Annotated in this window: 27 protein-coding genes and 1 tRNA gene; 8 read left to right on the top strand and 20 right to left on the bottom strand. The window is 70.2% G+C overall.

Features of this window, described 5'->3' with window-relative positions; translation table 11 throughout:
* Positions 1-82: 82 nt before the first annotated feature.
* The 11 genes from QWM81_RS20830 to QWM81_RS20775 form a co-directional block, all read right to left on the bottom strand.
* On the bottom strand, positions 83-979 hold the full coding sequence (locus QWM81_RS20830; RefSeq protein WP_290113693.1) for a bifunctional DNA primase/polymerase: 897 nt from the start codon (positions 977-979) through the stop codon (positions 83-85).
* Positions 976-1,704 carry a DNA cytosine methyltransferase gene (locus QWM81_RS20825; RefSeq protein WP_290113692.1) on the bottom strand — a complete coding sequence of 243 codons (729 nt, stop codon included), beginning with the start codon at positions 1,702-1,704 and terminating at the stop codon, positions 976-978. The genes QWM81_RS20830 and QWM81_RS20825 overlap by 4 nt, the downstream gene beginning before the upstream one ends.
* Positions 1,705-2,277: 573 nt before the next feature.
* Positions 2,278-4,392, bottom strand: coding sequence for an ATP-binding protein (locus tag QWM81_RS20815; protein ID WP_290113691.1), 2,115 nt, complete (start codon positions 4,390-4,392; stop codon positions 2,278-2,280).
* 91 nt (positions 4,393-4,483) lie between these two features.
* Positions 4,484-4,672: a DUF6257 family protein gene (locus QWM81_RS20810; RefSeq protein WP_290113690.1), complete on the bottom strand. Its 189-nt coding sequence runs from the start codon at positions 4,670-4,672 to the stop codon at positions 4,484-4,486.
* Between the two features lie 75 nt (positions 4,673-4,747).
* A complete protein-coding gene (locus tag QWM81_RS20805) occupies positions 4,748-4,942 on the bottom strand; it encodes a hypothetical protein (protein ID WP_290113689.1) in 195 nt (64 codons plus the stop codon).
* Position 4,943: 1 nt separating this feature from the next.
* Positions 4,944-5,321: a DUF6251 family protein gene (locus QWM81_RS20800; RefSeq protein WP_290113688.1), complete on the bottom strand. Its 378-nt coding sequence runs from the start codon at positions 5,319-5,321 to the stop codon at positions 4,944-4,946.
* Between the two features lie 15 nt (positions 5,322-5,336).
* Positions 5,337-5,513, bottom strand: coding sequence for a hypothetical protein (locus QWM81_RS20795; protein WP_290113687.1), 177 nt, complete (start codon positions 5,511-5,513; stop codon positions 5,337-5,339).
* A 40-nt stretch (positions 5,514-5,553) separates the two neighbouring features.
* On the bottom strand, positions 5,554-5,928 hold the full coding sequence (locus QWM81_RS20790; protein WP_290113686.1) for an RRQRL motif-containing zinc-binding protein: 375 nt from the start codon (positions 5,926-5,928) through the stop codon (positions 5,554-5,556).
* Complete coding sequence (locus tag QWM81_RS20785) at positions 5,925-6,791, bottom strand: DUF2637 domain-containing protein (RefSeq protein WP_290113685.1); 867 nt, start codon at positions 6,789-6,791, stop codon at positions 5,925-5,927. Before QWM81_RS20785 ends, QWM81_RS20790 begins: the two co-directional genes overlap by 4 nt.
* On the bottom strand, positions 6,788-7,237 hold the full coding sequence (locus tag QWM81_RS20780; RefSeq protein ID WP_290113684.1) for a Pycsar system effector family protein: 450 nt from the start codon (positions 7,235-7,237) through the stop codon (positions 6,788-6,790). Before QWM81_RS20780 ends, QWM81_RS20785 begins: the two co-directional genes overlap by 4 nt.
* On the bottom strand, positions 7,234-7,503 hold the full coding sequence (locus tag QWM81_RS20775; RefSeq protein ID WP_290113683.1) for a DUF6284 family protein: 270 nt from the start codon (positions 7,501-7,503) through the stop codon (positions 7,234-7,236). The genes QWM81_RS20780 and QWM81_RS20775 overlap by 4 nt, the downstream gene beginning before the upstream one ends.
* 461 nt (positions 7,504-7,964) lie before the next feature.
* Between QWM81_RS20775 and QWM81_RS20770 the strand changes: the two genes are divergently transcribed.
* The 3 genes from QWM81_RS20770 (at position 7,965) to QWM81_RS20760 (ending at position 10,253) form a co-directional block, all read left to right on the top strand.
* On the top strand, positions 7,965-8,735 hold the full coding sequence (locus QWM81_RS20770; RefSeq protein WP_290113682.1) for a GntR family transcriptional regulator: 771 nt from the start codon (positions 7,965-7,967) through the stop codon (positions 8,733-8,735).
* Positions 8,732-9,316, top strand: coding sequence for a GNAT family N-acetyltransferase (locus tag QWM81_RS20765; protein WP_290113681.1), 585 nt, complete (start codon positions 8,732-8,734; stop codon positions 9,314-9,316). The genes QWM81_RS20770 and QWM81_RS20765 overlap by 4 nt, the downstream gene beginning before the upstream one ends.
* 313 nt (positions 9,317-9,629) lie before the next feature.
* The gene (locus tag QWM81_RS20760; protein ID WP_290113680.1) at positions 9,630-10,253 is read left to right on the top strand and encodes a hypothetical protein; all 624 of its coding nucleotides are present in this window, start codon (positions 9,630-9,632) and stop codon (positions 10,251-10,253) included.
* Positions 10,254-10,539: 286 nt separating this feature from the next.
* Here the strand turns inward: QWM81_RS20760 and QWM81_RS20755 are convergent, their stop codons facing one another.
* The 3 genes from QWM81_RS20755 to QWM81_RS20745 are packed head-to-tail and all read right to left on the bottom strand — an operon-like array spanning position 10,540 to position 12,473.
* Positions 10,540-11,364 (bottom strand): cytochrome c biogenesis CcdA family protein, encoded by an 825-nt coding sequence (locus QWM81_RS20755; RefSeq protein ID WP_290113679.1) that lies wholly within the window; start codon positions 11,362-11,364, stop codon positions 10,540-10,542.
* Positions 11,361-12,080 (bottom strand): DsbA family protein, encoded by a 720-nt coding sequence (locus tag QWM81_RS20750; RefSeq protein WP_290113677.1) that lies wholly within the window; start codon positions 12,078-12,080, stop codon positions 11,361-11,363. Before QWM81_RS20750 ends, QWM81_RS20755 begins: the two co-directional genes overlap by 4 nt.
* Positions 12,081-12,131: 51 nt before the next feature.
* Positions 12,132-12,473, bottom strand: coding sequence for a hypothetical protein (locus tag QWM81_RS20745; protein ID WP_290113675.1), 342 nt, complete (start codon positions 12,471-12,473; stop codon positions 12,132-12,134).
* Positions 12,474-12,596: 123 nt separating this feature from the next.
* Between QWM81_RS20745 and hrpA the strand changes: the two genes are divergently transcribed.
* The 3 genes from hrpA (at position 12,597) to QWM81_RS20730 (ending at position 17,053) form a co-directional block, all read left to right on the top strand.
* A complete protein-coding gene (hrpA, locus tag QWM81_RS20740; RefSeq protein ID WP_290113674.1) occupies positions 12,597-16,526 on the top strand; it encodes an ATP-dependent RNA helicase HrpA in 3,930 nt (1,309 codons plus the stop codon).
* A gap of 97 nt (positions 16,527-16,623) precedes the next feature.
* Positions 16,624-16,697: transfer RNA gene (locus QWM81_RS20735), tRNA-Asp, on the top strand.
* A gap of 131 nt (positions 16,698-16,828) precedes the next feature.
* Positions 16,829-17,053, top strand: coding sequence for a DUF6274 family protein (locus QWM81_RS20730; RefSeq protein ID WP_290113673.1), 225 nt, complete (start codon positions 16,829-16,831; stop codon positions 17,051-17,053).
* Positions 17,054-17,342: 289 nt separating this feature from the next.
* Here QWM81_RS20730 and bldC read toward each other — a convergent pair whose 3' ends face one another.
* Both bldC and QWM81_RS20720 read right to left on the bottom strand, forming a co-directional pair.
* Positions 17,343-17,549 carry a developmental transcriptional regulator BldC gene (bldC, locus tag QWM81_RS20725; RefSeq protein ID WP_003949541.1) on the bottom strand — a complete coding sequence of 69 codons (207 nt, stop codon included), beginning with the start codon at positions 17,547-17,549 and terminating at the stop codon, positions 17,343-17,345.
* A 672-nt stretch (positions 17,550-18,221) separates the two neighbouring features.
* Positions 18,222-19,067, bottom strand: coding sequence for a DUF8083 family protein (locus QWM81_RS20720; RefSeq protein WP_290113672.1), 846 nt, complete (start codon positions 19,065-19,067; stop codon positions 18,222-18,224).
* 156 nt (positions 19,068-19,223) lie between these two features.
* On the opposite strand from QWM81_RS20720, the gene QWM81_RS20715 reads away from it, so the two are divergent.
* On the top strand, positions 19,224-20,306 hold the full coding sequence (locus QWM81_RS20715) for a Leu/Phe/Val dehydrogenase (protein WP_290113671.1): 1,083 nt from the start codon (positions 19,224-19,226) through the stop codon (positions 20,304-20,306).
* A gap of 312 nt (positions 20,307-20,618) precedes the next feature.
* Positions 20,619-20,870 (top strand): DUF3073 domain-containing protein, encoded by a 252-nt coding sequence (locus QWM81_RS20710; protein WP_290113670.1) that lies wholly within the window; start codon positions 20,619-20,621, stop codon positions 20,868-20,870.
* Positions 20,871-20,955: 85 nt separating this feature from the next.
* Here QWM81_RS20710 and purM read toward each other — a convergent pair whose 3' ends face one another.
* The 4 genes from purM to QWM81_RS20690 all read right to left on the bottom strand — a co-directional run bounded on the left by purM (position 20,956) and on the right by QWM81_RS20690 (position 25,624).
* Complete coding sequence (purM, locus tag QWM81_RS20705; protein WP_290113669.1) at positions 20,956-22,029, bottom strand: phosphoribosylformylglycinamidine cyclo-ligase; 1,074 nt, start codon at positions 22,027-22,029, stop codon at positions 20,956-20,958.
* A gap of 121 nt (positions 22,030-22,150) precedes the next feature.
* A complete protein-coding gene (purF, locus tag QWM81_RS20700) occupies positions 22,151-23,677 on the bottom strand; it encodes an amidophosphoribosyltransferase (RefSeq protein WP_290113668.1) in 1,527 nt (508 codons plus the stop codon).
* Between the two features lie 158 nt (positions 23,678-23,835).
* Positions 23,836-24,708, bottom strand: coding sequence for an META domain-containing protein (locus tag QWM81_RS20695; RefSeq protein ID WP_435372406.1), 873 nt, complete (start codon positions 24,706-24,708; stop codon positions 23,836-23,838).
* A gap of 124 nt (positions 24,709-24,832) precedes the next feature.
* Entirely contained in the window at positions 24,833-25,624 is a 792-nt protein-coding gene (locus QWM81_RS20690) for a maleylpyruvate isomerase family mycothiol-dependent enzyme (RefSeq protein ID WP_290113666.1), read from the bottom strand.
* Positions 25,625-25,650: the final 26 nt, after the last annotated feature.

Below are 25,650 nucleotides of genomic sequence, written 5' to 3'. Positions count from 1 at the left end.
GTCTGCGATGCGGACGGGGTGGCGGGGTGCGGCTGGTCGCCAGCCCTGGTGAGGCTTTTCAGGTGGGGGCGGCCCGGGATAGTCACGCTGCCTCCCGGGGCCGGCAGTTGCGGATGGACCAGTTGAGGGCGCTGCGGAGGGTGGAGCGGCACTCGTACGGCTTGAGTCCGGCCGCCTCGCCCGCTCCCTGAAAAGCCTGCTCAACCTCGTGGCGGGGGATGTCGCCCCATGCGACGAACCGCCCCATGGCGCGTGCGGCTCGGAACAACTCAGCCTCACGGCGGCCCTCTTGGGCCGCCGCGACGGCCGCCGCTTCCCGCTCAAGGGCGACTTGGGCGCGGCGTGTGGCGCATCCAGGGTGGGGCAGGGAGAGGGGCCGTGCGGGGCGCTGTACGGGCTTGAGAGCGTCCAGCAGCCATTCGGGGGCTTGTGCTACCGGCTCGTGGCGAGTCACCTCGTACGCGCCCGTGGGGGTGGCGCTGCCCGGTGCGACGACGTACCCGCCCCATGCCCGAGTGTCGACGAGCGGCGCGAGCGTGCCAGCCGTGTTCGTCAGCCGAACCTCGGGCGGGACGGTGAAGTACAGGTGCCTGCCGCCGCTTGCAGTCCGCACGGTGCGGGTGGTGGGGACGGCCTGCCCGGTGCGCTCGCAGAGCGCCTCGAAGGTCGCCACGCCGTTAGGCGTGTCCGTACTGCTCTTGTCCTTCGTCTTGGGCATGTCGAGGTCGACGACCAACAACCCGCTGGGGCCGGTGGCGATCCCGAGGTTGAACGGCCGGGCACCCCAGGCCTGGTGGATGCGGTCGGGGTCGGTGGTGGCGCGCTGCTCCCACTTGCGGTGGCCGTCGGCGCACTCGCCGGTGCGCGGGCAGTGGTCCTCCCCATGCAAGGCGGGGCGCTTGGTGCCTGGGCGGAGGGGGAAGACGTGCCAGCCGCGTTCGGCAGCGTCCAGGGCAGCGTTCAGCAGGTCTGTGCTCATGCGGCCGCCCCCAGGCTGTGGACGGACGCGAGGAACGCGGAGCCGATCCACTGGCTGTAGGCGGGCGGGATGGCTTCGGTCAGTTCCTCGCGGATGTCAGTCCACGTGATGTCCATGGCGTCCTGGAGCTCCCGGACGCTGGGCTTGCCGCCGCCGTTGCCGTAGGCGGCGACGTACGGGCCGTCGTAGAACCGGCCATGCCGGTAGCCACGCACTCGCCCTCGGTGGGCGACGTGCGCCGGCTGGACGGTGGTCCAGCGACCCAGTTCGAAGTTCCGGTGGCGGATGACTCCGAGCCCGAACATCTCTCCGCACAGGGTCAGGTCTTTGCGGATCTCCGCCCGGCCGTTCGGCTGCTCGATGACGTACGGCAGCCCCGTGGCGTCCAGCAGGGTGCGGGTCGGGGCAACGAGATCGACGTGGGTGCGGCCCCAGCCCTGCGACCGGTTGGTGCCCACGGTCAGGGCACAACCGTGCTGGCAGGGCGGGGAGGCGTGGACGAACGCGTACCGCTCGATCTCCCCGGAGATGATGAGCGCGGCCAGGTGCTCCAGGGCGTCTGCCTGCTGCATGGGGAAGGGGTAGTTGGGGCGGGGTGCGATGTCGACGCCGGTGACGTCGAATCCGGCGCGGTGGTAGCCCATGGCCGCGCCGCCGGCGCACGAGAACAGATCCAGCAGGCGCGGCCTCTGGTCGTCTCGCCGGATCGGGATGGGATGAGTCATGCTGGATGTCTCCAGTTCTGTGAACGGATGCTGGATTCGAGGGCGGCCCCGGACTTTGGCGAGTGGGGGGCCGCCTTCGGCGTTATCAGAACGGGGGTTCGTCGCTGTAGCCGCCGGGCGCCCACGGGTCGGGGATGCTGCGGCAGCGGAGGCGGGGCAGGCGCGGGAGCGAAAGCAGGACCCACCGGCGGTCTTCCTGCCAGCAGGGGCAGGGCTCCCAGTCGGTGCCGTCGTACTCGCCGGTGCCGGGGTGGCCGTAGTGACGCGCGATTCCGCCGTCGCCGTCGCATGCGCGGCAGTCGGGGCGGGGGGGTGTCCGTGAGGATGAGGGCTCGTCGGGGCCAGTGGGTGTATTGGATGCGGAGGCGGATCACGGCTCTCCTCGTTCGTTCGGAGGGAGGCAGCAAGAAGCTTTCCGAAGGGGCGTTCCAGGGCCGTTTCGGGCCTGCTTTCGAGGCGTCTCCCTGCCTCCCTGGAGGGGTGTTGGTGCTGGTCAGGCCCAGGGAAGGGGGTCAGGGAGGGGGTGAGGGAGTTCTCCCTGCCTCCCTGACCCGGGAGGGGTGCGCCTCCCTGCTACTGGGCGGCCGAAGCGGAATCCTCATTGCCCCGGTTGGCGAGGGCTCGGGCGATGCGGTCGCGGCCGACGACCATGCGGCCGTCGGACTTGTACGGCTCCGCTCCGGTGCCGTCCAGGACGCGCTTGAGGTCGACGAACGACCAGCCGCCGTAAGCATCGGCGTTCAGCGCGGCCAGCCGCCTCAGCACGTCCTGAGTCAGCAGGCGCGGCGCGTCACCGATGACCGAAGCGATGTCGGCCAGAGAATCAACCGGCTCGCCTGTGTCGATCACGTGGACCGTGGTGACCCCGTCGCGCAGGGCTTTGGCCCGGTCGGCGATCTCGGTGGCCTGGTCGGTGTCGATGTAGTGCGTCCGCACCGTGATGGACGCCTGTCCAGCGGGGATCTCGATACCGTCGGAGGCGACGACCAGGGTTCCCTTGTCCAGCCCGGGGCGCAGCAGGTGCGGGGCGGCGCCGCCGTCGACGGCCTTGTCCCCCAGCGCCATGCGCGCCTGGGAGTCGGTGCCCAGCGCGAGCGAGGCGCGCGTGTGGGCGCCCTCGCGGACGAGCTTGGGAAGGTTCTGGTCGGTGGGGTCCTGGGTGCCCTGCCACAGCAGGACGTTCACCGCCCGGCCCTGGTTGTGGATTTTCCGGGCGGCCATGAAGTACCGGGACGTGGCCTTCGACCCGCCATAAGGCCGCTTCTCCTCATCGACGGCCGGGCACATGAACGCCACCTGAGCCTCATCAACCAGGATGATCAGCGGCGGGAAGGTGGTACCCGGCGGGGCGGTCAGGCGCCGCTCCATCTCGCTCACCCCGGACTCCACCATCTCGGTCGCCTGGATGACGTGCTCGTCGGTCGGGCCCTGGATCAGCACGGTGGCCAGTCCGTCGAACATGGCCCAGTCGCCGGCGCCTTTGAGGTCCGCTACGCGGAATTCGACCGTGGGGTCGAGCGCGAGCCACAGAGCCAGTGCCCGCACGGCGGCGGTCTTGCCCTGGTTGGACAGGCCAGTGACGAGCATGTGCCGCTGATACAGGCTCAGCGCGGCGGCATCTCCGCGCAGGTCCTGACCCCACGGGGCGCGGCCGGTCTTGTAGTTGGCCCGCAGGTCGGGGTCGGTGACGAGCGGGGAGGGGCCGATCGGCTCGTCCAGGGCTCCGGAGTCGGCGATCCACAGTCGGACGGTGCGGGCTGCCTGGGGGATGGTGATGAACACTTCGTGTTCGTGCCGGTTGAGGTTCTCCGCAAGCTTCCGGCGGCGGCCCTGGACCTGGTCGGTGGAGACACCGGAGGGCAAGGTGACGTCTACTTCCACACCGCATCCGGCGATCCGGATCGGGCCGAGCATCGCGGCGCCGGCGTCGCCCATTTCCTTGATGGCGGCGCGCAGCGGCGCGATTCCCAGATCCCGCAGCGCGGTGACCACGATGGACGGGGTGATCGGGGCCCCGGCGTCGTCGCCGCGCTTGCTGGCGGGGAGCGCCCAGTTCGGGGCAGCGTTGCGGTGCCGGCCGACCGCCCACAGACCAGCGAGGGCGAGCCAGGGGCCGAGGGCGACCAGCGGCCCCCACACCACTTGCACGATCACGACCAGGAGCCGGATCAGCTCGACCAGGGCCATGAGTGGGGTGACGACGTCGGTGACGTCCTCGTTCGCCACCGCCAGGGCGATGCCGATAGCAATCAGCAGCCCTACCCCGCCCGCGGTTCCGACAGCGGCCCCTTTCACGATTCGTTCGGGGGCGGTGAGCAGGTCCATGCGGCGCTTGTGCCTATCCGCGCGGAAGCGGTGCAGCCGCTCCTCCCAGTCACCGGCCGCCTCGTAGTTCCCGGCCGCTTCGGCCGCCCGGAGCATGCGTTCGTAGCGGGCCCCGGTACGGCCGTCCCACGCCCGCCGGGCCACGATCCGCGTGCCGCCGACCACGTAAGACGTGTGACGGAACGCGAAACGCCCGGCGGCCTTCGTGCGCTCGTGGGTCACCGCGTCAGCCATCGCGCGGCCGGTGCGCTTCCACACCCGCACCGGGGCCGCACCCTCGGGCGTCGGGGCGGGGATCGTCTCTTCGGTGGATTCGATTGCTGTGGGCGGGGCTTTGAACAGGGGGACGACGTTGTCGGTCATGCTGGAGGTCTCCTGTCTGGCCTGGTGCTGGACGGGGTGGGCCCGGGGGCGGCCGGATTCCTTGGCCGGGATGGCCGCCCCCGGGGCGTGGCTACTTGTTCTTCGCGTCGCGCTCTTCGCGCTTGCGGGCGCCGTCGATGATCCGGTCGACCTTGCGTTCCAGGTCGGCCTGGTGGACGTCCTCACCGGCAAGACCGCGCTTGCACATACGGGCCACGTAGTAGGTGACCTTGGCCTTTTCGGCGGTGGTGAGCTTGGGTTCCGGCTGCTGCTTGCCCATGGCAGGTGCCTTCCTGGGGCCGGTCTGTCCGGCTCCCCACCCGCCCCGGAACGAGCCGGGGCGGACAGGCAGGCGTCAGCCGCCGATCTTGCGGATCTCGTGGGTGTGGACCAGAACCGGGGCGATCCAGAAGCTGATCCGGTCGACGGTCCAGCGGCCATCGGTGAGCGGGCCGGGCGGGACCTCATCCAGCACCCGGCCGGTCTTGCCGACCGCACGGGGATCGTCCTCGCACGCGATGATCAGCACCTTGTCTCCGGCACAGAACATGTCACTTCCCCTTCCGGCGGGAACGGCTGAGGGTCCTCGCGGCGGTCTTGCCCTCCGCGCCGCCGACGCTCTTGACGACGGTGACGACGCCCCAGGCCATAGCCACGGCGAGAAACGCGAGCAGGGCGAGGTTGGCGGCAATGGCGGTCAGAGCGCCGACCAGCAGCGGGCCGAAGTAAACCCCGGCCGCCACCGCGCCGGCGCCGACACCGGAGCCGAGCGCGACGCGCTGCACGGTGCGGTCCGGCGGGGCCTGGTGAATGTGCTGATGGACGATCTGCGGCTGTACGGGCTGGTGGATGGCGGGCAGGTGGTCGGCGTAGACGTAGGTGCCGTCCGGAAGCTGCACCACCCGCGCCGGTTCGGGCAGGTTGGACATGGCTGGCTCCTTCGGTCAGCGGCGGGCGTTGCGGACGTGGCTGCCACCGGCCTGGTAGGCGTCCTCGTACCGCTTGTGGGAGCCCTTGGCGCCGCAGGTGCACGACCAGTGGAAGAGCCGGTCGTTCATGCGGCGGGAGATCTTGAAGGAGTGGCGGAAGCCGAACTTCTGGTGCTTGGGCACACCGAACACAGGTGACTCCTCGGTCAGTGGGCGTGCGGGAAGGGGAAGGTCAAGCGGCTGCTTGTGCGTCGGGGTAGGCGCAGGTGGCGCACATGCCGAGCGAGGGCGGGATGACGTACCCGGCGTCGCGCCGGCATTCCGGGCAGGTGCGGCGGGCCAGCATCGCCAGAGCGAGCGCGCCCCACTTGCGGGCCGTCATCGGCCGCACGGCCTTGGCCTGGTCGATCCGGTACAGGTACCCGGCCAGCGGCTCGCGCCGGCGGCGAGGACGCAGCACCTGAGCCGCCACCTCCTGACCACCGGGCCGAAGGCCCCGGGCGCGGAGCTGACGACGCGTGGCATAGCCGTCCGGGGCCATGCGCCAGGGAAACGTGGGGATGCCGAACCGTTCGCCGGTCGGGTCGTAGCAGTCGGCGGGCGTCATGCCGCTGAGTCCACGGCCTCACGGTCGGCGGCCCGCTCCGCTCGCAGCGTGTCCCGCAGCGTCCGGGCTTTCTCCGCCGACGTGCGCACTGCCTTACGGATGCGCTCGGCCGTCAGGTCGGTGTCGGGCCAGTCGGCCGTGACCGACCGAGCCTCGTTCAACAGCTCCTCAGCGGTCCGCGTCGGTCGGGCGTTGCGGGCCGCGTCCGGCACCCGACCGGTCGCCCGGACCGGACGGACCGACTCGGCAGCCACCGCCCCGACCGGGGTCGACTCGGCAGGCTCGCCGATCGGGTGCTGCAGGTCGACCGCTACCGGCTCGATGACCGGCAGCTCCACCAACGGGACGGGCGGCTCCGGGGTCGACTCCACCAGGTCAGGCATCGACCGATTCACATCGATCTGGTCCGATTTCTCCGCATCTGCGGGGGGAGTCGGTCGGTGGTGGAGGACCTTGGCCACCAGGTCCGAGCCGAAGTAGATCGACCCGACCGGAAGCGACGTCGCCAGCAGCACGAGCATCCAGTTCGCCGGATCCCAGTCGGCCAGTCGACCCCAGTCGACCGACCGACCGTGCAGCTCGGGCACCAGGCCATGAACGTAGTTCAGGACCAGGGAGGCGACCGTGTAGGCAGCCAGCACCCGCAGCGCGAACCGCTTATCCGCCCGGTCGGTCAGGACCAGGGTGGCGACCAGGGCGAGAGCCATCAGGCCGTCGACCACGAACGGGTAGAGCGTGGCGGCGGTGCTGTCGGCACCGACCGCCCGTGCCACGTCCCGCAGCGCGTTCCACGACACCCGGAACGCCATGCCGACCACGGCGACCAGGGCAAGGACGAGCAGCGTCTTACCGCCCCGGTTCACGCAGCACCGCCCACTGCGAGCAAGGCGGCGATGACCAGCAGGGCGCCGGCGGCGTAGGTGAGATCGACGGCGCGCTGGAGGCGGGTGAACTTGGCCACCGCGATCCGGGACAGCCCCGCGATATCGGCGGCCTTCCCGTTCTCGCTCAGGTGGGCTTCGATCTCGTCCGGGGTGAGCGTAGCCCACAGCGGGAAGCCGGCCCCACCCCCAAGGTTGGGCCGGACCGCCCGCAGCAGAACGCCCACCACGACCAGCAGGACGGCGACGCCCAGACCACCAACCGCAAGGGCGGCCATGGGCAGGCGGGTGTTGGTGGCGATCGTCCAGACGCCAGCGAGCGCGGCACCGGTGAACGCCAACAGCAGCGACGCCTTGGTGTCCGTACGGGCAAGCTCCGCCTTGACCTCCGCGTGAGCCGAGCTGAGAGCGGCATCGGTCTGGTTCATGCCCCCACCTCCGGCACGAGCACGGTGGTGGCCTTGTTCGTCAGGTCCCGGCGGGCGGCCAGAACCCGGTTCCGCGCCCGCCGGATGCGCCGCTCGTCCAGCTCGCTCACCGGTCGGTCCAGCGTCATGATCTGCGCGTCCAGCAGCTCGACCTCCGCCAGGATCAGCGGCATCTCGTGCTCGATCGCGTCCAGCTCCACATCCGACGGCTCACCGTCCGATGCGAGGGCGGTAACAACCGCCTGAAGTGCACCGATGTGCTTCATGAGTCGTGGTCTCCCTAGCAGGTCCTACGGCTCGACAGCGGCCCCGGTGGTAGGACACCGGGGTCGCGCGCCGTTGAAGTCGGAATCTCCGGCTCCCCTCAGCCCCGCCCGTACAGCCGCTAGGCCGGACGGGCGGAGGAGGCAACCGGCCGCAGCCGCTGAGGCTGCGGAGAGGTTGTGGCGCGGGCGTCGCCGCGCCGGCCGCCTCGTCGGAGAGGCGGTTAGTTCAATCGGCACTCTGTTGAGTTCTCAAGGAACGACCAGCAAGGGGCCCGCAATGAGCGCGAGCTATCCCGAACCGGGAATTTCTGCGCACGCGGGCACACTTAACGGTGTTGCACCGCTTGCTCAACTTGTTGGTACAAGCTGATGCAGTGATGCTGCACCCACGGACAGTGAGTCGTCAAGGGATTGGGGCCCACATGTACCAACAAGTTGCGCGAGTGCGTCATGATGAGGGCATGAGCAAGCAACCGAAGTACCGGCAGGTGGCTGACGCGCTCCGCCGCGAGATCGACAACGGCACCTACCCGCCGGGGTCGCGGTTGCCTTCGGAGAGCGAGCTGTCTGCCCGCTTCGACGCTTCGCGGAACACCGTCCGGTCTGGGCTCGGACTGCTGGTCAGCCAGGGGCTCATCTCGTCCAGCCAGGGGCTCGGGTACGAGGTTGCCAAGCACGAGGTGTTCGAGCTGAACGCCTCCCGGTTCGAGAACCTCACGTTCCCCCAGAACGGCGACGCGTACAGCACCGACGTCACGAACGCGGGTCGTCGGCCCAGCCAGACGTTCAGGGTGGAGTTGCAGCCCGCCCCGGCGTACCAGGCTGAGCGTCTACGCGTCGACGCTGGCTCCACCACCGTGCTCCGGTTCTGCCATCGCTTCGTGGACGATGTCCCCTGGTCTACACAGGCGACCCACTACCCCGAGTGGCTCTTGCAGCAGGGGCCACGGCTGGCCGAACCGGGGGACATCGCAGAGGGCACCACCAGGTACCTGGCCAGCCTCGGGGTGGAACAGATCGGCTACTTCGACGAGATCGCCACCCGCATGCCCACCCCGGAGGAGGCCCGGCTCCTGGAGGTCGGTGCGGGCGTGCCGGTGCTCCTATGGACGCGTACGGGCTACTCGAAGGATCGGCCCATCCGATGCACGGTGACCACGTTCAGGGGGGACCTGAACCGCATGAACTATGAGATCGGCAACCTGTCCGCCCGTGGCGAGGAGCCCCAGTGAGGATCGTGCCCGCTGAGCCCAGCGACCTGCCGAAGTTGCTCGCCTTCCGCGAGGAGGCGGCGGCTTGGCTGAGCAAGCTCGGCAGCGACCAGTGGCGCCGCCCCTACCCGGCCGATCGCCTCTTGGCCAGCATCGAGGCCGGCACCGTTTTCATGGTCCGAGATGGAGACGCCACGGCGGCCACGATCACCCTCACACCAGAGGCGGAAGAGGGGCTGTGGACTGAGGCGGAGCTGTCCGAGCCCTCCATGTTCGTCAGCAAGCTGACGGTAGCCCGGACGCATGCTGGCCAGGACCTGGGCGGCAGGCTTCTCGATTGGGCAGGCGATCGTGCCTACCGAGCCGCAGCAACATGGCTGCGGCTCGACGCCTGGACTACGAACCGAGCCCTCCAGGAGTACTACCTCCGGCACGGTTTCGAACATGTGCGGACCGTAACGGAGGGGGATGCTGTCAATGGCGGCCCCCGAGTTTCAGGATGGCTCGCCCAACGTCGGACGGCGGCAGCCAATTCTGGCTTCACGGATGAAACGCCGATCCCCAGCAAGCTTCCTGCCTGGTTGCCTACTGCCCGCAGTTAGATTGCTGCTGATCGTCGGCTCTGCAGCCCGCGCTCGTCATCTCCTAAGTAGCAGCCAGTTGAGCCTGGCGTCGGTACGATCGCAGAGCATGACCCATGTCTGGCGCCAACCATTCTCAGTCCGTATCGGACTCGCTGAGCCGTTCGACGAGGCCCCGTACGACGGCGTTCCACGCCATCTTGTCGACCCTCTCCGGACCTGGGTTGGTCGCCACTTCCACCAGGGGTATGACGAGACGGCTACAGCGGTATGCGTGCGGCTCCGGCTGACTCCCGGGGTCCCCAATGACACGGCAAGAAGCATGCTCATGGGCTTGGACGGCATGGATCTACTCGATGCAGTCGACGCCATCCTCGGCTGGGACGACGAGATCGACGAGATCGGCGGCGATGAAGGGGGCGATCTGGCCCGGTTGCTCGACTACGCGGGATCCGCCTACCGCGTCAACGATGCTGGCAACGGCCTTGAGGTGCGTATCAGTCGACCTGTTCGCGATGCCGTAAGCCGAACGGTGGCAGATGCGGCAGGGAGATCAGCCACCGGGTCAGCGTCCGATCACCTGGCGCTTGCGTGGCAGGCCGCCTATGGCATGCACCCCGATCCAGTACGGGCGTACAGCGAGGCCATTAAGGCAGTTGAATGCGCCGCTCACGCCGTCGTTCAACCGAACCATGCCAAGGCCACACTGGGGACCATGCTCGGTGAGCTGAGCGGCGGCGCGCGGGTCAAGTTCACCACGGCGCTGGCAACCCCGGCCGGCAAGGATCCGATTCTCCCGGTTGAGGCCATGATGCGCGCACTGTGGGATGGACAAACTTCGCGACACGGCAAGCAGACGGCCACCGTCCCCGAGACACTGGAAGCCTCGCGGGCCGCCATTCACATTGCCGCAACGTTGGTGCAGTGGTTCGCCTCCGGCGCCATCGCCCGCACCTGAGCTTGCGTCGCGGCCTATGGCCTGGCGCTTGGCGTACGCCAACCCGTACGCCAACAGCAGCACACGACGACGTCCGCCGACGTCCAATGAGAACCCACACTAAATAACCCGATCATGCACCTGGGGGCCGGAACGCCGCCTGAAAAGCGGAAGGTCGCCGGTTCGACCCCGGCCCCAGCCACCACCCAAAGGCCCCGATCCCCGGATCGGGGCCTTTGTCGTACATCAAGGCCACGGCCGGCCCGGGGGAGGCCGGCCCGCCCCCGCGCGCCGGCCTCCCCGGTGGCTACGTCCGCTCGCGACCGCGCCAGCCCCGGACGCCGAGGGTCACGGCCACCACCGCGACGGCGGTCGGCAGCAGGGCCCAGTCCGGGACCGCGCGGCCCAGGCCGGTGGCCCACTCCTCCGCCGCGTACGAGGCGTCCACCGACAGCAGGCCGGGCAGCGCCGTCGTGCCGTCGAAGGCGAGGAAGAGCGCGCCCAGGGCGATGAAGAACAGGCCCGACAGCAGTGACGTGCTGTGCAGCTCGAACCGGCCCGCACGCACCACCCGCCCCCGCAGCCACCCGCGCCGCCCCAGGTCGTAGCGCTCCCACAGCAGCGCCAGCAGGAAGAGCGGTACCGCCATGCCCAGCGCGTACACCGCCAGCAGCAGCCCCCCGTACGCCGGGCTGCCGCTGAGCGCCGCCACCGTCAGGACGCTGCCCAGGATCGGCCCCGCGCAGAATCCCGCCAGGCCGTACACCAGCCCGAGCGCGTAGACCGACAGCGCCGTCGTCGGGCGGATGCGGCCGCTGACCTCGGCGATCCGGCGGGAGGCGAAGCCCAGGCCCAGGATCTGCGCCACGCCCAGCGCGATGATCAGCCAGCCGCCGGCGGCGACCAGCAGGTCACGGTGGCCGTAGAAGAGCCGCCCCGCGAAGGACCCGGCGGCGCCGAGCGGGACCAGCGTGGTCGCCAGGCCCGCGTAGAAGATGCCGGTACGGGCCAGGAGACGGGCGCGGCCGTCGATGGAGTACGCGAAGAACGCGGGCAGCAGCAGGGCGCTGCACGGACTGAGCAGGGCGAGCAGCCCGCCCAGGAAGGCGGCCAGGTACCCGATGTCCGTCACTTCGCGGCCGCCCGCTTCGCCGCGTCGATCGCGGAGGTGAACGCCTCCATCGGCTGCGCGCCCGCGATGGGCCGGCCGTTGACCAGGAAGGACGGCGTCGACGTGGCGCCCAGCGCGTACGCCTGCTCCTGGTCCTCGCCCACGGCCTTGCGCGCCGCCTCGCTGTCGAGGTCGCGGCCGAAGCGGTCCAGGTCCCGCACGCCCGCCTCCTCGGCCAGCGCGGTCAGCCGCTCCCGCGAGAACCCCTTCTCCTTGGCGCCCTCGGCGTACGCGGCCCGGTGGAACTGCCAGAACCGGCCCTGCTGCCCCGCCGCCCAGGAGGCGCGGGCCGCGCGCTCGGACTCCTCGCCGAAGATCGGGAAGTTGCGCCACTCGATGCGCAGGGTGCCGTCGGCGACGTACTTCCTCATCAGTTCCGGCTCGGTCTCGCGGGCGAACTTCCCACAGTAGCCGCACCTGAAGTCGGCGTATTCGATCAGTACGACGGGCGCGTCGGCGCGCCCCGCGGCGAGCGCGTCCTTGGCGTCGCGCCGGGCGTACTTCTCCAGCTCGGGGTAGACACCGGCCTGCGGCTCGGCGGACGTCTCGGCGACGACGGAGGGCGCGGGCCCGGCCTGGGACTCGGCGGGCTTGGTGGCGGTGTACGAGACGACGCCGAGCAGCGCGGCCGCGGCGAGGACGCCCGCGCCGATGAGGTAGGGCTTGGACTTGGGCATGGTGAAGCTCCTGTACGCGTGGGGAAGTGACCGGCGGAGGTACCGCGCCGCCTATACGCGCAGGATCGACAGGTCCACCGGGGACGGCGCGGCGAGCGGCGGCGGGCCCTGCTCCGGCCGGACGTCCGGGATCGCCGCGTCCACGGCCCAGGCCCCGGCCGCCGCGCGCCCGGCGTGCGGCGCGGGCAGCGGTTCGCAGAAGGAACCCGAGCGCGGCGGGACGGCAGGCCCCAGCCCGCCAGGGTCCTCCGGCGCCCCGCACCCCGGACCCTGCCCCGCCCCATCGGGCGCGGCGGCGGCCGCGGCACCGGACCAACCGGCCCCGGACTCGGCCCCGGCCCCCGACCCGCACACCAGCAGCGCCCCCACCAGCACCAGGACGGCGGCAGCCACGCGGCACCACCGGCTGCCGGCACAGGACATGGTTCGGGCCTTTCATGGTCATCGACTCGCCGGAAATGGTACGGGGAAATCGGTTCGCCACTCCGGAGCCGCGAGTGAGATCCTGGGTCAGGTATGTCTACTTCCTTCGCCGACCTCCAGACCCTGCTGGCCGAGGTCTCGCTCCGCGACGCACACCGGCTCGGCCGCCGTCTCGAAGGCGCCCGCCGCATCCGCAACCCCGAAGCCCGGCAGGCCGTGCTGGACGAGATCGCCGCCGAGGCCGGCAAGGCCGCCGCCCGCACGGCCGAGCGGACGGCCCGCGTGCCGGAGGTCACGTACCCGCAAGCGCTGCCCGTCAGCCAGAAGAAGAACGACATCCTGGAGGCGATACGCGACCACCAGGTCGTGATCGTCGCCGGTGAGACGGGCTCCGGCAAGACGACCCAGATCCCGAAGATCTGCCTGGAGCTGGGGCGCGGCGTGCGCGGCATGATCGGCCATACGCAGCCCCGGCGCATCGCCGCCCGCACGGTCGCCGAGCGCGTGGCGGACGAGCTGAAGACGCCCCTCGGGGAAGCGGTCGGCTGGAAGGTCCGCTTCACCGACCAGGTGAACCCCGACGCGACCTTCATCAAGCTGATGACGGACGGCATCCTGCTCGCCGAGATCCAGACGGACCGCGAGCTGCGCGCCTACGACACGATCATCATCGACGAGGCCCACGAGCGCAGCCTCAATATCGACTTCCTGCTCGGCTACCTCGCCCAGCTGCTCCCCAAGCGCCCCGATCTCAAGGTCGTGATCACCTCCGCGACCATCGACCCCGAGCGCTTCTCCCGCCACTTCGGCGACGCGCCCATCGTCGAGGTCTCCGGCCGTACGTATCCGGTCGAGGTCCGCTACCGCCCGCTCCTCGAAGAGGACAGCGAGGACTCCGACCGCGACCAGATCACCGCCATCTGCGACGCGGTGGACGAACTCCAGGCGGAGGGCCCCGGCGACATCCTGGTCTTCCTCTCCGGCGAGCGCGAGATCCGCGACACCGCCGACGCGCTCAACAAGAAGAAGCTGCGCGACACCGAGGTCCTCCCCCTCTACGCCCGCCTCTCGCACGCCGAGCAGCACCGCGTCTTCCAGGCACACTCCGGCCGCCGTATCGTCCTCGCGACGAACGTCGCCGAGACGTCCCTGACGGTCCCCGGCATCAAGTACGTCATCGACCCCGGCACCGCCCGCATCTCCCGCTACAGCCACCGCACCAAGGTGCAGCGCCTGCCGATCGAGCCCGTCAGCCAGGCCAGCGCCAACCAGCGCAAGGGCCGCTGCGGCCGTACGTCGGACGGCATCTGCATCCGGCTGTACTCCGAGGACGACTTCCTCGCCCGCCCCGAGTTCACGGACGCCGAGATCCTCCGTACGAACCTGGCGTCGGTCATCCTGCAGATGACGGCGGCCGGGCTCGGCGACATCGAGAAGTTCCCCTTCATCGACCCGCCGGACCACCGCAACATCCGCGACGGTGTGCAGCTCCTCCAGGAGCTGGGCGCCATCGACCCCGCGCAGAAGGACCCGAAGAAGCGCCTGACGCAAGCGGGCCGCAAGCTGGCCCAGCTGCCCGTGGACCCGCGCCTGGCCCGGATGGTGCTGGAGGCCGACAAGAACGGCTGCGTACGCGAGGTCATGGTCATCGCGGCCGCGCTGTCGATCCAGGACCCGCGCGAGCGGCCGGCCGAGAAGCAGGCGCAGGCCGACCAGCAGCACGCCCGTTTCAAGGACGAGACCTCCGACTTCCTCGCCCTCCTCAACCTCTGGCGCTACATCCGCGAGCAGCAGAAGGCGCTGTCGTCGTCGGCGTTCCGCCGGATGTGCAAGTCGGAGTACCTCAACTACCTGCGCATTCGCGAATGGCAGGACATCTACACGCAGTTGCGTACGGTCGCCAAGCAGATGGACATCCACCTCAACGACGAGGACGCGCCGGAGGACCGTATCCACATCTCGCTGCTCGCCGGGCTCCTGTCCCACATCGGGATGAAGGACGTGAAGGACGGCACGAAGAACGAGTACCTGGGCGCCCGCAGCGCCAAGTTCGCGATCTTCCCCGGCTCCGCGCTCTTCAAGAAGCCGCCGCGCTTCATCATGTCCGCCGAGCTTGTCGAAACGTCACGCCTGTGGGCGCGGGTCAACGCGAAGATCGAGCCGGAGTGGATCGAGCCGCTGGCCCAGCACCTGCTGAAGCGCACGTACTCCGAGCCGCACTGGGAGAAGGACCAGGCGGCGGTCATGGCGTACGAGAAGGTCACGCTGTACGGCGTGCCGATCGTCGCCCAGCGCAAGGTGAACTACGGCCGTATCGACCCGGAGACCAGCCGCGAGCTGTTCATCCGCCACGCCCTGGTGGAGGGCGACTGGCGCACGCACCACAAGTTCTTCGCGGACAACCGCAAGCTGCTCACCGAGGTCGAGGAGCTGGAGCACCGGGCCCGCCGCCGCGACATCCTCGTGGACGACGAGACGCTGTTCGACTTCTACGACCAGCGGGTGCCCGAACACGTCGTGTCGGGCGCGCACTTCGACTCCTGGTGGAAGCACAAGCGGCGCGACGAGCCCGAACTGCTCGATTTCGAGCGGGAGATGCTGATCAACGAGCGGGCGGGCGCGGTCACCAAGGCCGACTATCCGGACTCGTGGCGGCAGGGTGCGCTCAAGTTCCGGGTGACGTACCAGTTCGAGCCGGGTGCGGACGCGGACGGCGTGACCGTCCACATCCCGCTCCAGGTGCTCAACCAGGTCACGGACGAGGGCTTCGACTGGCAGATCCCGGGCCTGCGCGAAGAGGTCGTCACCGAGCTGATCCGCTCCCTGCCGAAGCCGGTCCGCCGCCACTACGTACCGGCGCCGAACTTCGCGAAGAGGTTCCTGGAGACCGCCGAACCCCTCCGGGAGCCGCTGACCGTCACGCTCGCCCGTGAGCTGCACCGCATGGTCGGCGTACCGGTGAGCCCCGAGGACTTCGACCTCTCCCGGGTACCCGACCACCTGAAGGTCACGTTCCGGATCGTCGACGAGCGGCGCCGCAAGCTGGCCGAGGACAAGGACCTGGAGGCGCTGAAGCTCCAGCTGAGGCCGAAGGCCCGCCAGGCGCTCTCCAAGGCCGCAGCGGCCTCCTCAGGGCCGTCCGGCCAGTCGCTGGAGCGCACGGGCCTGACGGACTGGACGATCGGCACCCTGACGAAGGTCTTCGAGACGCGCCGCGCGGGCCAGCCGGTCAAGGCGTACCCGGCCCTCGTGGACGCCGGCGAGACCGTCTCCGTACGCCTCTTCGACACCGAGGCGGAGCAGGCGCAGGCGATGTGGCTGGGCACCCGCAGGCTGATCATGCTGAACATCCCGGTCAACCCGGCGAAGTTCGCCTCGGACAAGCTGACGAACCAGCAGAAGCTCGCCCTGTCGCGCAACCCGCACGGCTCGGTCCAGGCGCTCTTCGACGACTGCGCGACCGCCGCCGCCGACAAGCTGATCGCCGACCACGGCGGCCCCGCGTGGGACGAGGAGTCCTTCCGGAAGCTGTACGACAAGGTCCGCGCCGACCTCGTCGACCTGACGGTCCGTACGGTGGACCAGGTGCAGCAGATCCTGGCCGCCTGGCAGGCCTGTGAGCGCCGCCTGAAGGCCACGAACAGCCTGGTCCTGGTGAAGAACGTCCAGGACGTCCGCGAGCAGCTCGCGTGGCTGATGCCGCCCGGCTTCGTCACCAGGACCGGCCTGCGCCGGCTGCCGGACCTGATGCGGTATCTGGTGGCCGTGGACCGGCGCCTCCAGCAGATGCCGACGGCCGTCCAGCGCGACACCACGCGCATGGAGAAGGTCCACGAGATGCTGGACGAGTACGCGTGGCTGCTGGAGCAGCTGCCCAAGGGCCGGCCGGTGCCGCAGGAGGTCCTGGACATCCGCTGGATGATCGAGGAACTGCGCGTCAGCTACTTCGCCCACGCCCTGGGCACCGCCTACCCGGTCTCCGACAAGCGCATCGTGAAGGCGATCGACGCGGCCGCGCCGTAGCGAGGCGGTGACGGTCCTGTCGCCTTGGGTGAGTTCGACGCACCCCCTGAGCTGCGGTACAGTTACCTCGCGGCCGCGTCGCCGGTCGCGAAACCAAGGTCCTGTGGAGCAGTTGGTCAGCTCGCCACCCTGTCAAGGTGGAGGTCGCGGGTTCAAGTCCCGTCAGGATCGCAGTAACGTCAGGGCCCGTATCCCCCAGGGATACGGGCCCTGACGCATGTGGGCACCCGTCTTGACTCGGTCATCTGCCACCGGTACCCAAGCAACAGGGAAGCGGGGGCCCTTCAGCGGAGGTGACGCACATGGCGGCGGCATCCACAGTCAGGCACGAGACGCGCGCACTGCTGCGCGCCCATCTGGCGGCCGCGTCCGGCTACCGCCACCTCACCCGGCACTGCCCCGTCTGCCACCGCCTCCTGAGGCTCGCCATGGAGTCCCCGGAGGAGCCGGAGGGCACCGAGTGCGCGACGGCGGACGAGCCGGCGGCCACCGATGACGACGCCCGCGACGACGCCCGTCCGGTGTGACGCGAGTCACGAAATGAGTTTCACAGACCTCACAGCTTATGCCCGCCCTACAACCGACCAATTTAATATGTGCAATTGCACCCCCCTCGCGGGCCTGCGCTGACGTCGCCCCGGCCCTCACCGTGGACCTTCCGGCGAACACCCGCCGGCACACAAAAAGATCGCGCTGGACCCGGCGGAGTCCAGCGCGATCGATGACGAATACCCGTTGGGGCGGGCTCCCGTCGGTGGAGCTATGGGCGGGCGTGCCGGGTTGGGGGACCCGGAATCGCCCGGTTCATCGGGGTGTTCAGGCCTCGCTGCGCTGCTGCGGGATACCCGCAAGCAGTGCGCGGACCTCTGCCTCGCGGTACCGGCGGTGTCCACCCAGCGTACGGATGGACGTGAGCTTGCCCGCCTTCGCCCAACGGGTCACCGTCTTCGGGTCCACGCGGAACATCGTGGCAACCTCAGCGGGGGTCAGCAGCGGCTCGGCATCAGGGGTGCGAGCGGTCATGAGCGGCCTCCTCGGGAGAACCGAACCTTCTCGGTTCTTTCCTCTAAATTCTGCACCTTGACCCGCGTTGCCCGAAATGGCGGACGCGAGCCGAGTCGGTTATAGGACGAACGGCTTGTCCTCGGCACTACAACTACACCATCTGTCCAGCCACGTTCGGCCAAACCGATGGAATTGCCCTCTCAGGTGTTCATCAGCGGCGGAAGCCGATGGACCATGCCATAGCGGACAGTCACGTCACAGTGACGATCAGTCACAGAGCGATCAGGAGCCACCAGACCCCCCATAGCGTGCAATGCTGAGCCTTCCGCCCATAGTTGGACGGAAGGAGCCCTCCCCGGACTCCTTGTCCTATTTTGGCATGAGGTCGGGCGATGGGCGCAAGAGCCGCGTTAGTGCTATCCGTCACCCTTGACACAAACGCCCGGATCGGGACCAGGGGGCCCGGCGACCTCCGAAGGACCCCGGAGGCGGGACCTCCGAAGGACCCCGAAGGACCCCCGAAGGACCCCCGGAGGCGGCCGGAGGGCATCGGAAGGCACCCGGAGGGCCGCCGGGAAAAGCTCGCCTGAAAGGTCCCCGGAAGATACCCGGACGGACGCGACGGACGCACCCGAGGAACGCGAGAAACCCGCACACAAGTCCGAGCCCGATCAGCCCAAGATCATCATCTCAGTTGGCGTGCTGCCGGTTGCGCACCGCGCTCCACCGCTCCGTCAGCCGCTCGTACGCCTCGCCCGCCCCCGCGCCGTCACCGGCCCGCAGCGCCGCGATGCCCGCCGCCACGTCCGCCGCCGACCGGTCCTCGGCCAAGGCGTCCTCCGGCAGGACGTGGACCAGGCCGCCGTAGTCCAGCTCGACCAGCGAGCGCGGATGGAACTCCTCCAGCCACCGCCCCACGTCCACCAGGCCCTCGATCAGCGGCCCCTCCTCCCGCGCGTCCCGCAGCGTCTTCAGCGCCCGCGCCACCCGCCGCCTGGCCTGCACCATCGGCGTCCGGTACCGCAGCACCGGCGCCTTGCCGGAGCCACCGCCCGCCACGTACTCCCGCTCCTCGTCCGCGAACAGCGCGAACCACCGCACCGGCACCTGCCACACCGCCGTGCGGATCCACGGCCGCGCGTCCGGGTTCCGCTCCCGCCACCGCTCGTAGTCCGCCGCCGCCTGGCCCCGCACCACCGGCGGCAGCACCACGTCCAGCACGGACGCCGGCAGCAGCCCGGGCAGCTCCTCCAGGGCCAGCCAGCCGCGCAGCCGGGTCCGCCAGGGGCACACGCACACCACGCCGTCCACCTCCGCCACGAACGCGTCCGCGCTCTCGTGGACGGGTACCGGTACTGGTGGGGTCGGCAGCAGGTCGGCCAGCGAGCGGCGCAGCTCGTCCTGGGCGGTCGGGGCGGTGCCACGCCGCGCGTAGCGGGCCCAGTGACCGCGCTCGGGTTCCGGGAAGGCCGCCAGGGGCTCGTACACCCGCAGGTAGGACGCGTACGGGACGATGACCGAGGAGACGGCTGGCATGTCACGAATCCTTCCACGCCCGTACTCCGCCAGGGGGTGATCCTCGGCACTGCGCCGGATCTACGCCCAGGTAGGACTTACTCTCTTGCCCAACAGGTCCCTCCCCCACCCGCAGGGGGGCCCTCAATCGCCGCTTCGTACTTGGGAGTCACCACCGTGACCGATGTGACCGACGGCGTCCTGCACACCCTGTTCCGCTCGGAGCAGGGAGGCCACGAACAAGTCGTGCTGTGCCAGGACCGCGCCTCCGGCCTCAAGGCCGTCATCGCCATCCACTCGACCGCCCTGGGCCCCGCCCTCGGTGGTACCCGCTTCTACCCGTACGCCTCCGAGGAAGACGCCGTCGCCGACGCGCTGAACCTGTCCCGGGGCATGTCGTACAAGAACGCCATGGCCGGCCTGGAGCACGGCGGCGGCAAGGCCGTGATCATCGGTGACCCGGAGCTGATCAAGACGGAGGAGCTGCTGCTGGCGTACGGCCGGTTCGTGGCCTCCCTCGGCGGCCGTTACGTCACGGCCTGCGACGTCGGCACGTACGTGGCGGACATGGACGTCATCGCCCGCGTGAACCGCTGGACCACCGGCCGCTCCCCCGAGAACGGCGGCGCCGGCGACTCCTCGGTCCTCACCGCCTTCGGTGTCTTCCAGGGCATGCGGGCCTCCGCCCAGCACGCCTGGGGCGACCCCACGCTGCGCGGCCGCAAGGTCGGCGTCGCGGGCGTCGGCAAGGTCGGCCACTACCTGGTCGAGCACCTGCTGGAGGACGGCGCCGAGGTCGTCATCACGGACGTACGGGAAGAGTCGGTGCGCCGTGTCACCGACAAGTTCCGGCAGGTCACCGTGGTCCCGGACACCGACGCGCTGATCCGCACCGAGGGCCTGGACATCTACGCCCCGTGCGCGCTCGGCGGGGCTCTGAACGACGACACCGTGCCCGTACTGACGGCGAAGGTGGTGTGCGGCGCGGCCAACAACCAGCTCGCGCACCCGGGCGTCGAGAAGGACATCGCGGACCGCGGCATCCTCTACGCGCCCGACTACGTCGTCAACGCCGGCGGGGTCATCCAGGTGGCCGACGAGCTGCGCGGGTTCGACTTCGACCGGTGCAAGGCGAAGGCCGCGAAGATCTTCGACACCACGCTGGCAATATTCGCACGTGCGAAGGAGGACGGCATCCCGCCGGCCGCGGCGGCCGACCGGATCGCCGAACAGCGCATGGCGGAGGCCCGTCGCGGGTAGCCGCGCGGGAGCTGGGGTGGAAGGCCGCCCGCCGAACGCCGTCCGTGTGTTCGCGGTAACCGGGAGAGAAGACTCACGCCGGTCGGCGGGTCGGCCGCCAGATGAGGTTAAAATCGCAGCTGACCAGCGAGGACGGGGCGCCTCGTCGGTCTTGCTCCGGGGCGCGTCATGCGGGCGGCGTACCGTATGGCCACGGAAGCAGGTACCGTTGAAGCCCTACGGGCCGGTCTCTCCGCGGAGAGTCCGTTCCGAATCATGAACGCGTGTCAAGACTCTGGGGCCGTCGAGCCCCGTCACCGAGGGGGTCGAGCCATGGGGCGCGGCCGGGCCAAGGCCAAGCAGACGAAGGTCGCCCGCCAGCTGAAGTACAACAGCGGTGGGACGGACCTCTCACGCCTGGCCAGCGAGCTGGGCGCATCGACTTCGAGTCAGCCACCGAACGGCGAGCCGTTCGAGGATGACGACGAGGAAGACGACCCGTACGCCCGCTACGCGGAGTTGTACAACGACGACGAGGACGAGGACGAAGAGTCCGGCCCGTCGGCACAGCGTCGCGGCGCTTGACGCCTGCAGTTTTCCACCCGGTCCGGGGCCCCGCCCCGGACCGGGTTCTGTGCTGTCCGGATCGCGGTTTCAGTTCCCGTAGGTCTCAGTTCCCGTAGTCGGAGACCAGCTCGGCGCCCGTGGCGCGGTCGCCGCGCTCGGTGATCTCACCCGCGACCCAGGCGTCGACGCCCCGGTCCGCCAGTGTGGTCAGGGCCACGTCGACCGACTCGGCGGGCACGACGGCCACCATGCCGACGCCCATGTTCAGGGTCTTCTCCAGCTCCAGCCGCTCCACCCGACCGGCCTCGCCGACCAGGTCGAACACCGCGCCCGGGGCCCAGCTCGAACGGTCGACCGTGGCGTGCAGGCCGTCCGGGATCACCCGGGCGAGGTTCGCGGCCAGGCCACCGCCGGTGATGTGGCTGAACGCGTGCACCTCGGTGGTCCGGGTGAGGGCGAGGCAGTCCAGGGAGTAGATCTTGGTGGGCTCCAGCAGCTCCTCGCCGAGCGTCCGGCCGAACTCCTCGACCTGCTGGTCCAGGCGCATGCCGGCCCGGTCGAACAGCACATGGCGGACCAGCGAGTACCCGTTGGAGTGAAGACCGGAGGACGCCATGGCGATCACCGTGTCCCCCGTACGGATGCGATCGGCGCCCAGCAGCCGGTCGGCCTCGACCACTCCCGTACCGGCGCCCGCGACGTCGAAGTCGTCCGGGCCGAGCAGGCCCGGGTGCTCGGCGGTCTCGCCGCCGACCAGCGCGCAGCCGGCCAGGACGCAGCCCTCGGCGATGCCCTTGACGATGGCGGCGACCCGCTCGGGGTGCACCTTGCCGACGCAGATGTAGTCGGTCATGAACAGCGGCTCGGCGCCGCAGACGACGATGTCGTCCATGACCATGGCGACCAGGTCGTGGCCGATCGTGTCGTACACGCCCATCTGGCGGGCGATGTCGACCTTCGTACCGACGCCGTCGGTGGCGGAGGCGAGCAGGGGGCGCTCGTAGCGCTTGAGGGCGGAGGCGTCGAAGAGGCCGGCGAAGCCGCCGAGACCGCCAAGGCCCGCGACTTCGGGGCGCTGCGTCTTCTTCACCCACTCCTTCATCAGCTCGACGGCGCGGTCACCCGCTTCGATGTCGACGCCCGCGGCGGCATAGGAGGCACCAGTGGTCTCAGACATGGCTGAAGAACTTTCGTGTCGTACTGCGGGGGAGTGCGGGGATGCGGAGAAATGGGGGGTGCCGGAGATGCGGCGGTCCACGGGGTACGGGGGTCTACGGGAGTACGGGGGTCTACGGGGGCTACGGGCGGCGCAGCGCGTCGCTCGCGGCCGTGGCGGCCGGGCCCGCGGCCAGCTCGGTCTCCAGCAGCTGCTTGCCGAGCAGCTCGGGGTCGGGCAGCTCCATCGGATACTCGCCGTCGAAGCAGGCACGGCACAGCTTCGACTTCTCGATGGTGGTGGCCTCGATCATGCCGTCGAGGGAGATGTACGAGAGGGAGTCGGCGCCGAGCGACTTGCCGATCTCCTCGACCGTCATGCCGTTGGCGATCAGCTCGGCGCGGGTGGCGAAGTCGATACCGAAGAAGCACGGCCACTTCACGGGCGGGGAGGAGATCCGGATGTGGACCTCGGCGGCCCCGGCCTCGCGGAGCATCCGGACCAGCGCGCGCTGGGTGTTGCCGCGGACGATCGAGTCGTCCACGACCACCAGGCGCTTGCCCTTGATGACTTCCTTCAGCGGGTTCAGCTTGAGGCGGATGCCCAGCTGGCGGATGGTCTGCGACGGCTGGATGAAGGTCCGGCCGACGTACGCGTTCTTCACCAGGCCCGCACCGAACGGGATGCCGCTGGCCTCCGCGTAACCGATCGCGGCGGGCGTGCCGGATTCCGGGGTCGCTATGACCAGGTCGGCGTCGACGGGGGCTTCCTTGGCCAGTTTCCGGCCCATCTCGACCCGGGACAGGTACACGTTCCGGCCGGCGATGTCGGTGTCGGGGCGCGCCAGGTACACGTACTCGAAGACACAGCCCTTGGGCTTCGCTTCCGCGAATCGCGAGGTGCGGATGCCGTTCTCGTCGATCGCGATCAGCTCGCCGGGCTCGACCTCGCGGACGTACGCGGCGCCGCAGATGTCGAGGGCGGCGGACTCGGAGGCGACGACCCAGCCTCGCTCCAGGCGGCCGAGGACCAGCGGGCGGATGCCCTGCGGGTCACGGGCGGCGTAGAGGGTGTGCTCGTCCATGAAGACGAGGGAGAAGGCGCCCAGCACCTCGGGGAGGACCTTGGCGGCCGCCTCTTCGATGGTCAGGGGCTTGCCGTCGCCATCGACCTGGCCCGCGAGGAGCGCGGTGACGAGGTCGGTGTCATTGGTGGCCGCCACCTGGGTGGCCCGGCCGTTCTCCTTGGGCAGGTCGGCGACCATCTCGGCGAGCTGCGCCGTGTTGACCAGGTTGCCGTTGTGGCCGAGCGCGATGGAGCCGTGGGCCGTGGCCCGGAAGGTCGGCTGCGCGTTCTCCCAGACGGAGGCGCCGGTGGTCGAGTAGCGGGCGTGACCGACCGCGATATGACCCTGGAGGGAACCGAGGGAAGTCTCGTCGAAAACCTGGGAAACGAGGCCCATGTCCTTGAAGACGAGGATCTGGGAGCCATTGCTGACCGCGATTCCCGCGGATTCCTGGCCCCGATGCTGGAGGGCGTAGAGCCCGAAGTACGTGAGCTTTGCGACCTCTTCACCCGGAGCCCAGACACCGAAGACGCCACAAGCGTCCTGGGGGCCTTTTTCGCCGGGAAGCAGATCGTGATTGAGTCGACCGTCACCACGTGGCACGCCACCGAGTGTAGGCGAGATCGACCACTGGTCCGAATTGGGGACGGGCCCGCGGACCCGCCCCACGCCCCGCCCTCCCCCCGGCGCCCCGCTGACCAGGGGGCTTTGCCGGGTGACGGGGCGTACGGGGTGTGACGGACCTCGCAGTGGGAGACGTGCTATGAGGCGGTGCCGGTGCTGCTGCGAGGGGTCGCGCCGCCGGTCGCGCCGGTCGCGCCGCCGCTCGCGTTGGCCGCGACGCCCGTGCCGTCCGGGGCCGTGAGGGTCAGGGTGCGGTGCTCGATCGTGTACGTGGCCTTGCCGCTCATCACCTTCAGCAGGGCCCGCTCCACCTCCATCTCGGGGCCGGGGCACAGCTTCCGGGTCGCGGAGACGCGGCCGAAAGTGATCGTCGAGCCCTCGGTGGTGGCGGAGGCGGAGAAGCTGTTGCAGCCGAGGTTGCCGCGTACGGAGCCGTCCTCGCCGAAGACGAAGTGCGCCTTGCCTTCGGTGCCGGCGGGCAGGGACGACACCGTCTCCCCGGAGGTGCGCGACTGGACGGTCCACTTGGTGCCGGTCAGCTGGGCCGGGGGCTGCTCGCTGAGCTGGACCGTGTCGCCGCCGGGGGTGGTGAGGGTGAGCCTGTCGTCCGCGAGCGTGGCCTTCAGCTTGCCGGTGAGGGCGGACTTCAGGGTGTTCTCGAACGACTGGGCCGGTTCCCCGCAGGCCATCTCGGTCGCCGTGGCATCGCCCAGGGTGACCGTGTCGCCCTCGATGGACGCCTTGGCGGTGAAGTGGTTGCAGCCGTAGCTGCCCGTGGCCCGGCCCTTGGCGTCGATCATGACATGGGCCCCGGCCGGAGCGGCGGTCTTCCTGCCGTCGGCGGTGACGCTGTCGACGCTCCAGTGCACCCCGGTGAGCGGCACGTCAGGCCGTACGGAGGTGCTGCCGTCGCCCGCCCCGGACCCCGGTTCGGTGCCACAGGCGGCGAGGGCGACGAGCGCGACGAGGGCGGCGGACGCGGTGAGGTGGTGCTTGTACGTGGTCGGCATGCCCATGGGACGAGCCGCCCGGCCCGCTGGTTCCGCGCGTTCGGCCGGAGGGGGCGGGGGGGGGCGGCGGGTGCCGGGGGGCTGGGGGCGCGGCTGATTCCGGCGGGGGCGGCGGCGGGGGCACTCAGCCCAGGACCGGCAGCAGCGCCGACAGGTCCGCCCGTTCGCCGCTCGCGTGGACCTGGGCCGTGTCCAGGGCCTCCGCCCACGCCGTACGGCCCGTGGCGAGCCGGATCCAGGTCAGCGGGTCCGTCTCGATGACGTTCGGCGGCGTACCGCGGGTGTGCCTCGGGCCCTCGACGCACTGCACCACCGCGTACGGCGGCACGCGCATTTCGACCGACCCGCCCGGGGCCTTCACCGCCAGGGCGTCGGCGAGCAGCCGGGTGCAGGCGGCCAGCGCCTGGCGGTCGTACGGGACGGCGAGCCCGGTGGCGTCGTTCAGGTCGTCGGTGTGGACGACCAGCTCGACGGTACGGGTCACCAGGAAGTCACCCAGCCGCATGGCGCCGAACCGGGTCGGCACCAGCCGCTCGTCCGCTGCGCCGGGCAGGGCGGCGGCGATACCCGCCTCGGTGCGCGCGTACAGCTCGGCGAGGTCCGAGCTCGCGGCGAGCGCCCGGGTGTCCTCGTCGACCTGTCCGGCGGCGGACGCCGTGGCCAGCGGCCAGTCGAGCAGGCGCAGTTCCTGCGTGGCCGGCTCGGGCTCGCCGAGATACCGGATGACGCTCCCGACCGCCATGGCGATGTGCGCCGCCAGCTCGCGCACGGTCCACCCCCCGAGCCGGGTGGGCCGCACGAGCTGCTCGGGCGTGAGGGCGAGCACCCCCGCCCGCACATGGCCGAACTGCGTGAGCACGGCGGCCCGGGTCTTGGCGGAGTCGTAACTGCGGGTGCGCTTGCGGGCAGTGGGCATGCGGCTGAGCTTATGGGCGGGGAGCC

Origin of the sequence: Streptomyces ficellus (assembly GCF_030406405.1) — a bacterium.
Lineage (GTDB): Bacteria > Actinomycetota > Actinomycetes > Streptomycetales > Streptomycetaceae > Streptomyces > Streptomyces ficellus_B.
This window is presented reverse-complemented; position numbering and strand designations above follow the sequence as displayed.

Coding starts and splice junctions, on each gene's coding strand:
- hrpA (WP_290113674.1), top strand. CDS start 12,597: ATGTCTACTTCCTTCGCCGACCTCCAGACCCTGCTGGCCGAGGTCTCG.
- QWM81_RS20780 (WP_290113684.1), bottom strand. CDS start 7,237: ATGAACCAGACCGATGCCGCTCTCAGCTCGGCTCACGCGGAGGTCAAG.
- QWM81_RS20730 (WP_290113673.1), top strand. CDS start 16,829: ATGGCGGCGGCATCCACAGTCAGGCACGAGACGCGCGCACTGCTGCGC.
- QWM81_RS20695 (WP_435372406.1), bottom strand. CDS start 24,708: ATGCCGACCACGTACAAGCACCACCTCACCGCGTCCGCCGCCCTCGTC.
- QWM81_RS20750 (WP_290113677.1), bottom strand. CDS start 12,080: ATGCCCAAGTCCAAGCCCTACCTCATCGGCGCGGGCGTCCTCGCCGCG.
- QWM81_RS20815 (WP_290113691.1), bottom strand. CDS start 4,392: ATGACCGACAACGTCGTCCCCCTGTTCAAAGCCCCGCCCACAGCAATC.
- bldC (WP_003949541.1), bottom strand. CDS start 17,549: ATGACCGCTCGCACCCCTGATGCCGAGCCGCTGCTGACCCCCGCTGAG.
- QWM81_RS20770 (WP_290113682.1), top strand. CDS start 7,965: ATGAGCAAGCAACCGAAGTACCGGCAGGTGGCTGACGCGCTCCGCCGC.
- QWM81_RS20775 (WP_290113683.1), bottom strand. CDS start 7,503: ATGAAGCACATCGGTGCACTTCAGGCGGTTGTTACCGCCCTCGCATCG.
- QWM81_RS20790 (WP_290113686.1), bottom strand. CDS start 5,928: ATGACGCCCGCCGACTGCTACGACCCGACCGGCGAACGGTTCGGCATC.
- QWM81_RS20710 (WP_290113670.1), top strand. CDS start 20,619: ATGGGGCGCGGCCGGGCCAAGGCCAAGCAGACGAAGGTCGCCCGCCAG.
- QWM81_RS20690 (WP_290113666.1), bottom strand. CDS start 25,624: ATGCCCACTGCCCGCAAGCGCACCCGCAGTTACGACTCCGCCAAGACC.
- QWM81_RS20825 (WP_290113692.1), bottom strand. CDS start 1,704: ATGACTCATCCCATCCCGATCCGGCGAGACGACCAGAGGCCGCGCCTG.
- purM (WP_290113669.1), bottom strand. CDS start 22,029: ATGTCTGAGACCACTGGTGCCTCCTATGCCGCCGCGGGCGTCGACATC.
- QWM81_RS20805 (WP_290113689.1), bottom strand. CDS start 4,942: ATGTTCTGTGCCGGAGACAAGGTGCTGATCATCGCGTGCGAGGACGAT.
- QWM81_RS20810 (WP_290113690.1), bottom strand. CDS start 4,672: ATGGGCAAGCAGCAGCCGGAACCCAAGCTCACCACCGCCGAAAAGGCC.
- QWM81_RS20800 (WP_290113688.1), bottom strand. CDS start 5,321: ATGTCCAACCTGCCCGAACCGGCGCGGGTGGTGCAGCTTCCGGACGGC.
- QWM81_RS20720 (WP_290113672.1), bottom strand. CDS start 19,067: ATGCCAGCCGTCTCCTCGGTCATCGTCCCGTACGCGTCCTACCTGCGG.
- QWM81_RS20830 (WP_290113693.1), bottom strand. CDS start 979: ATGAGCACAGACCTGCTGAACGCTGCCCTGGACGCTGCCGAACGCGGC.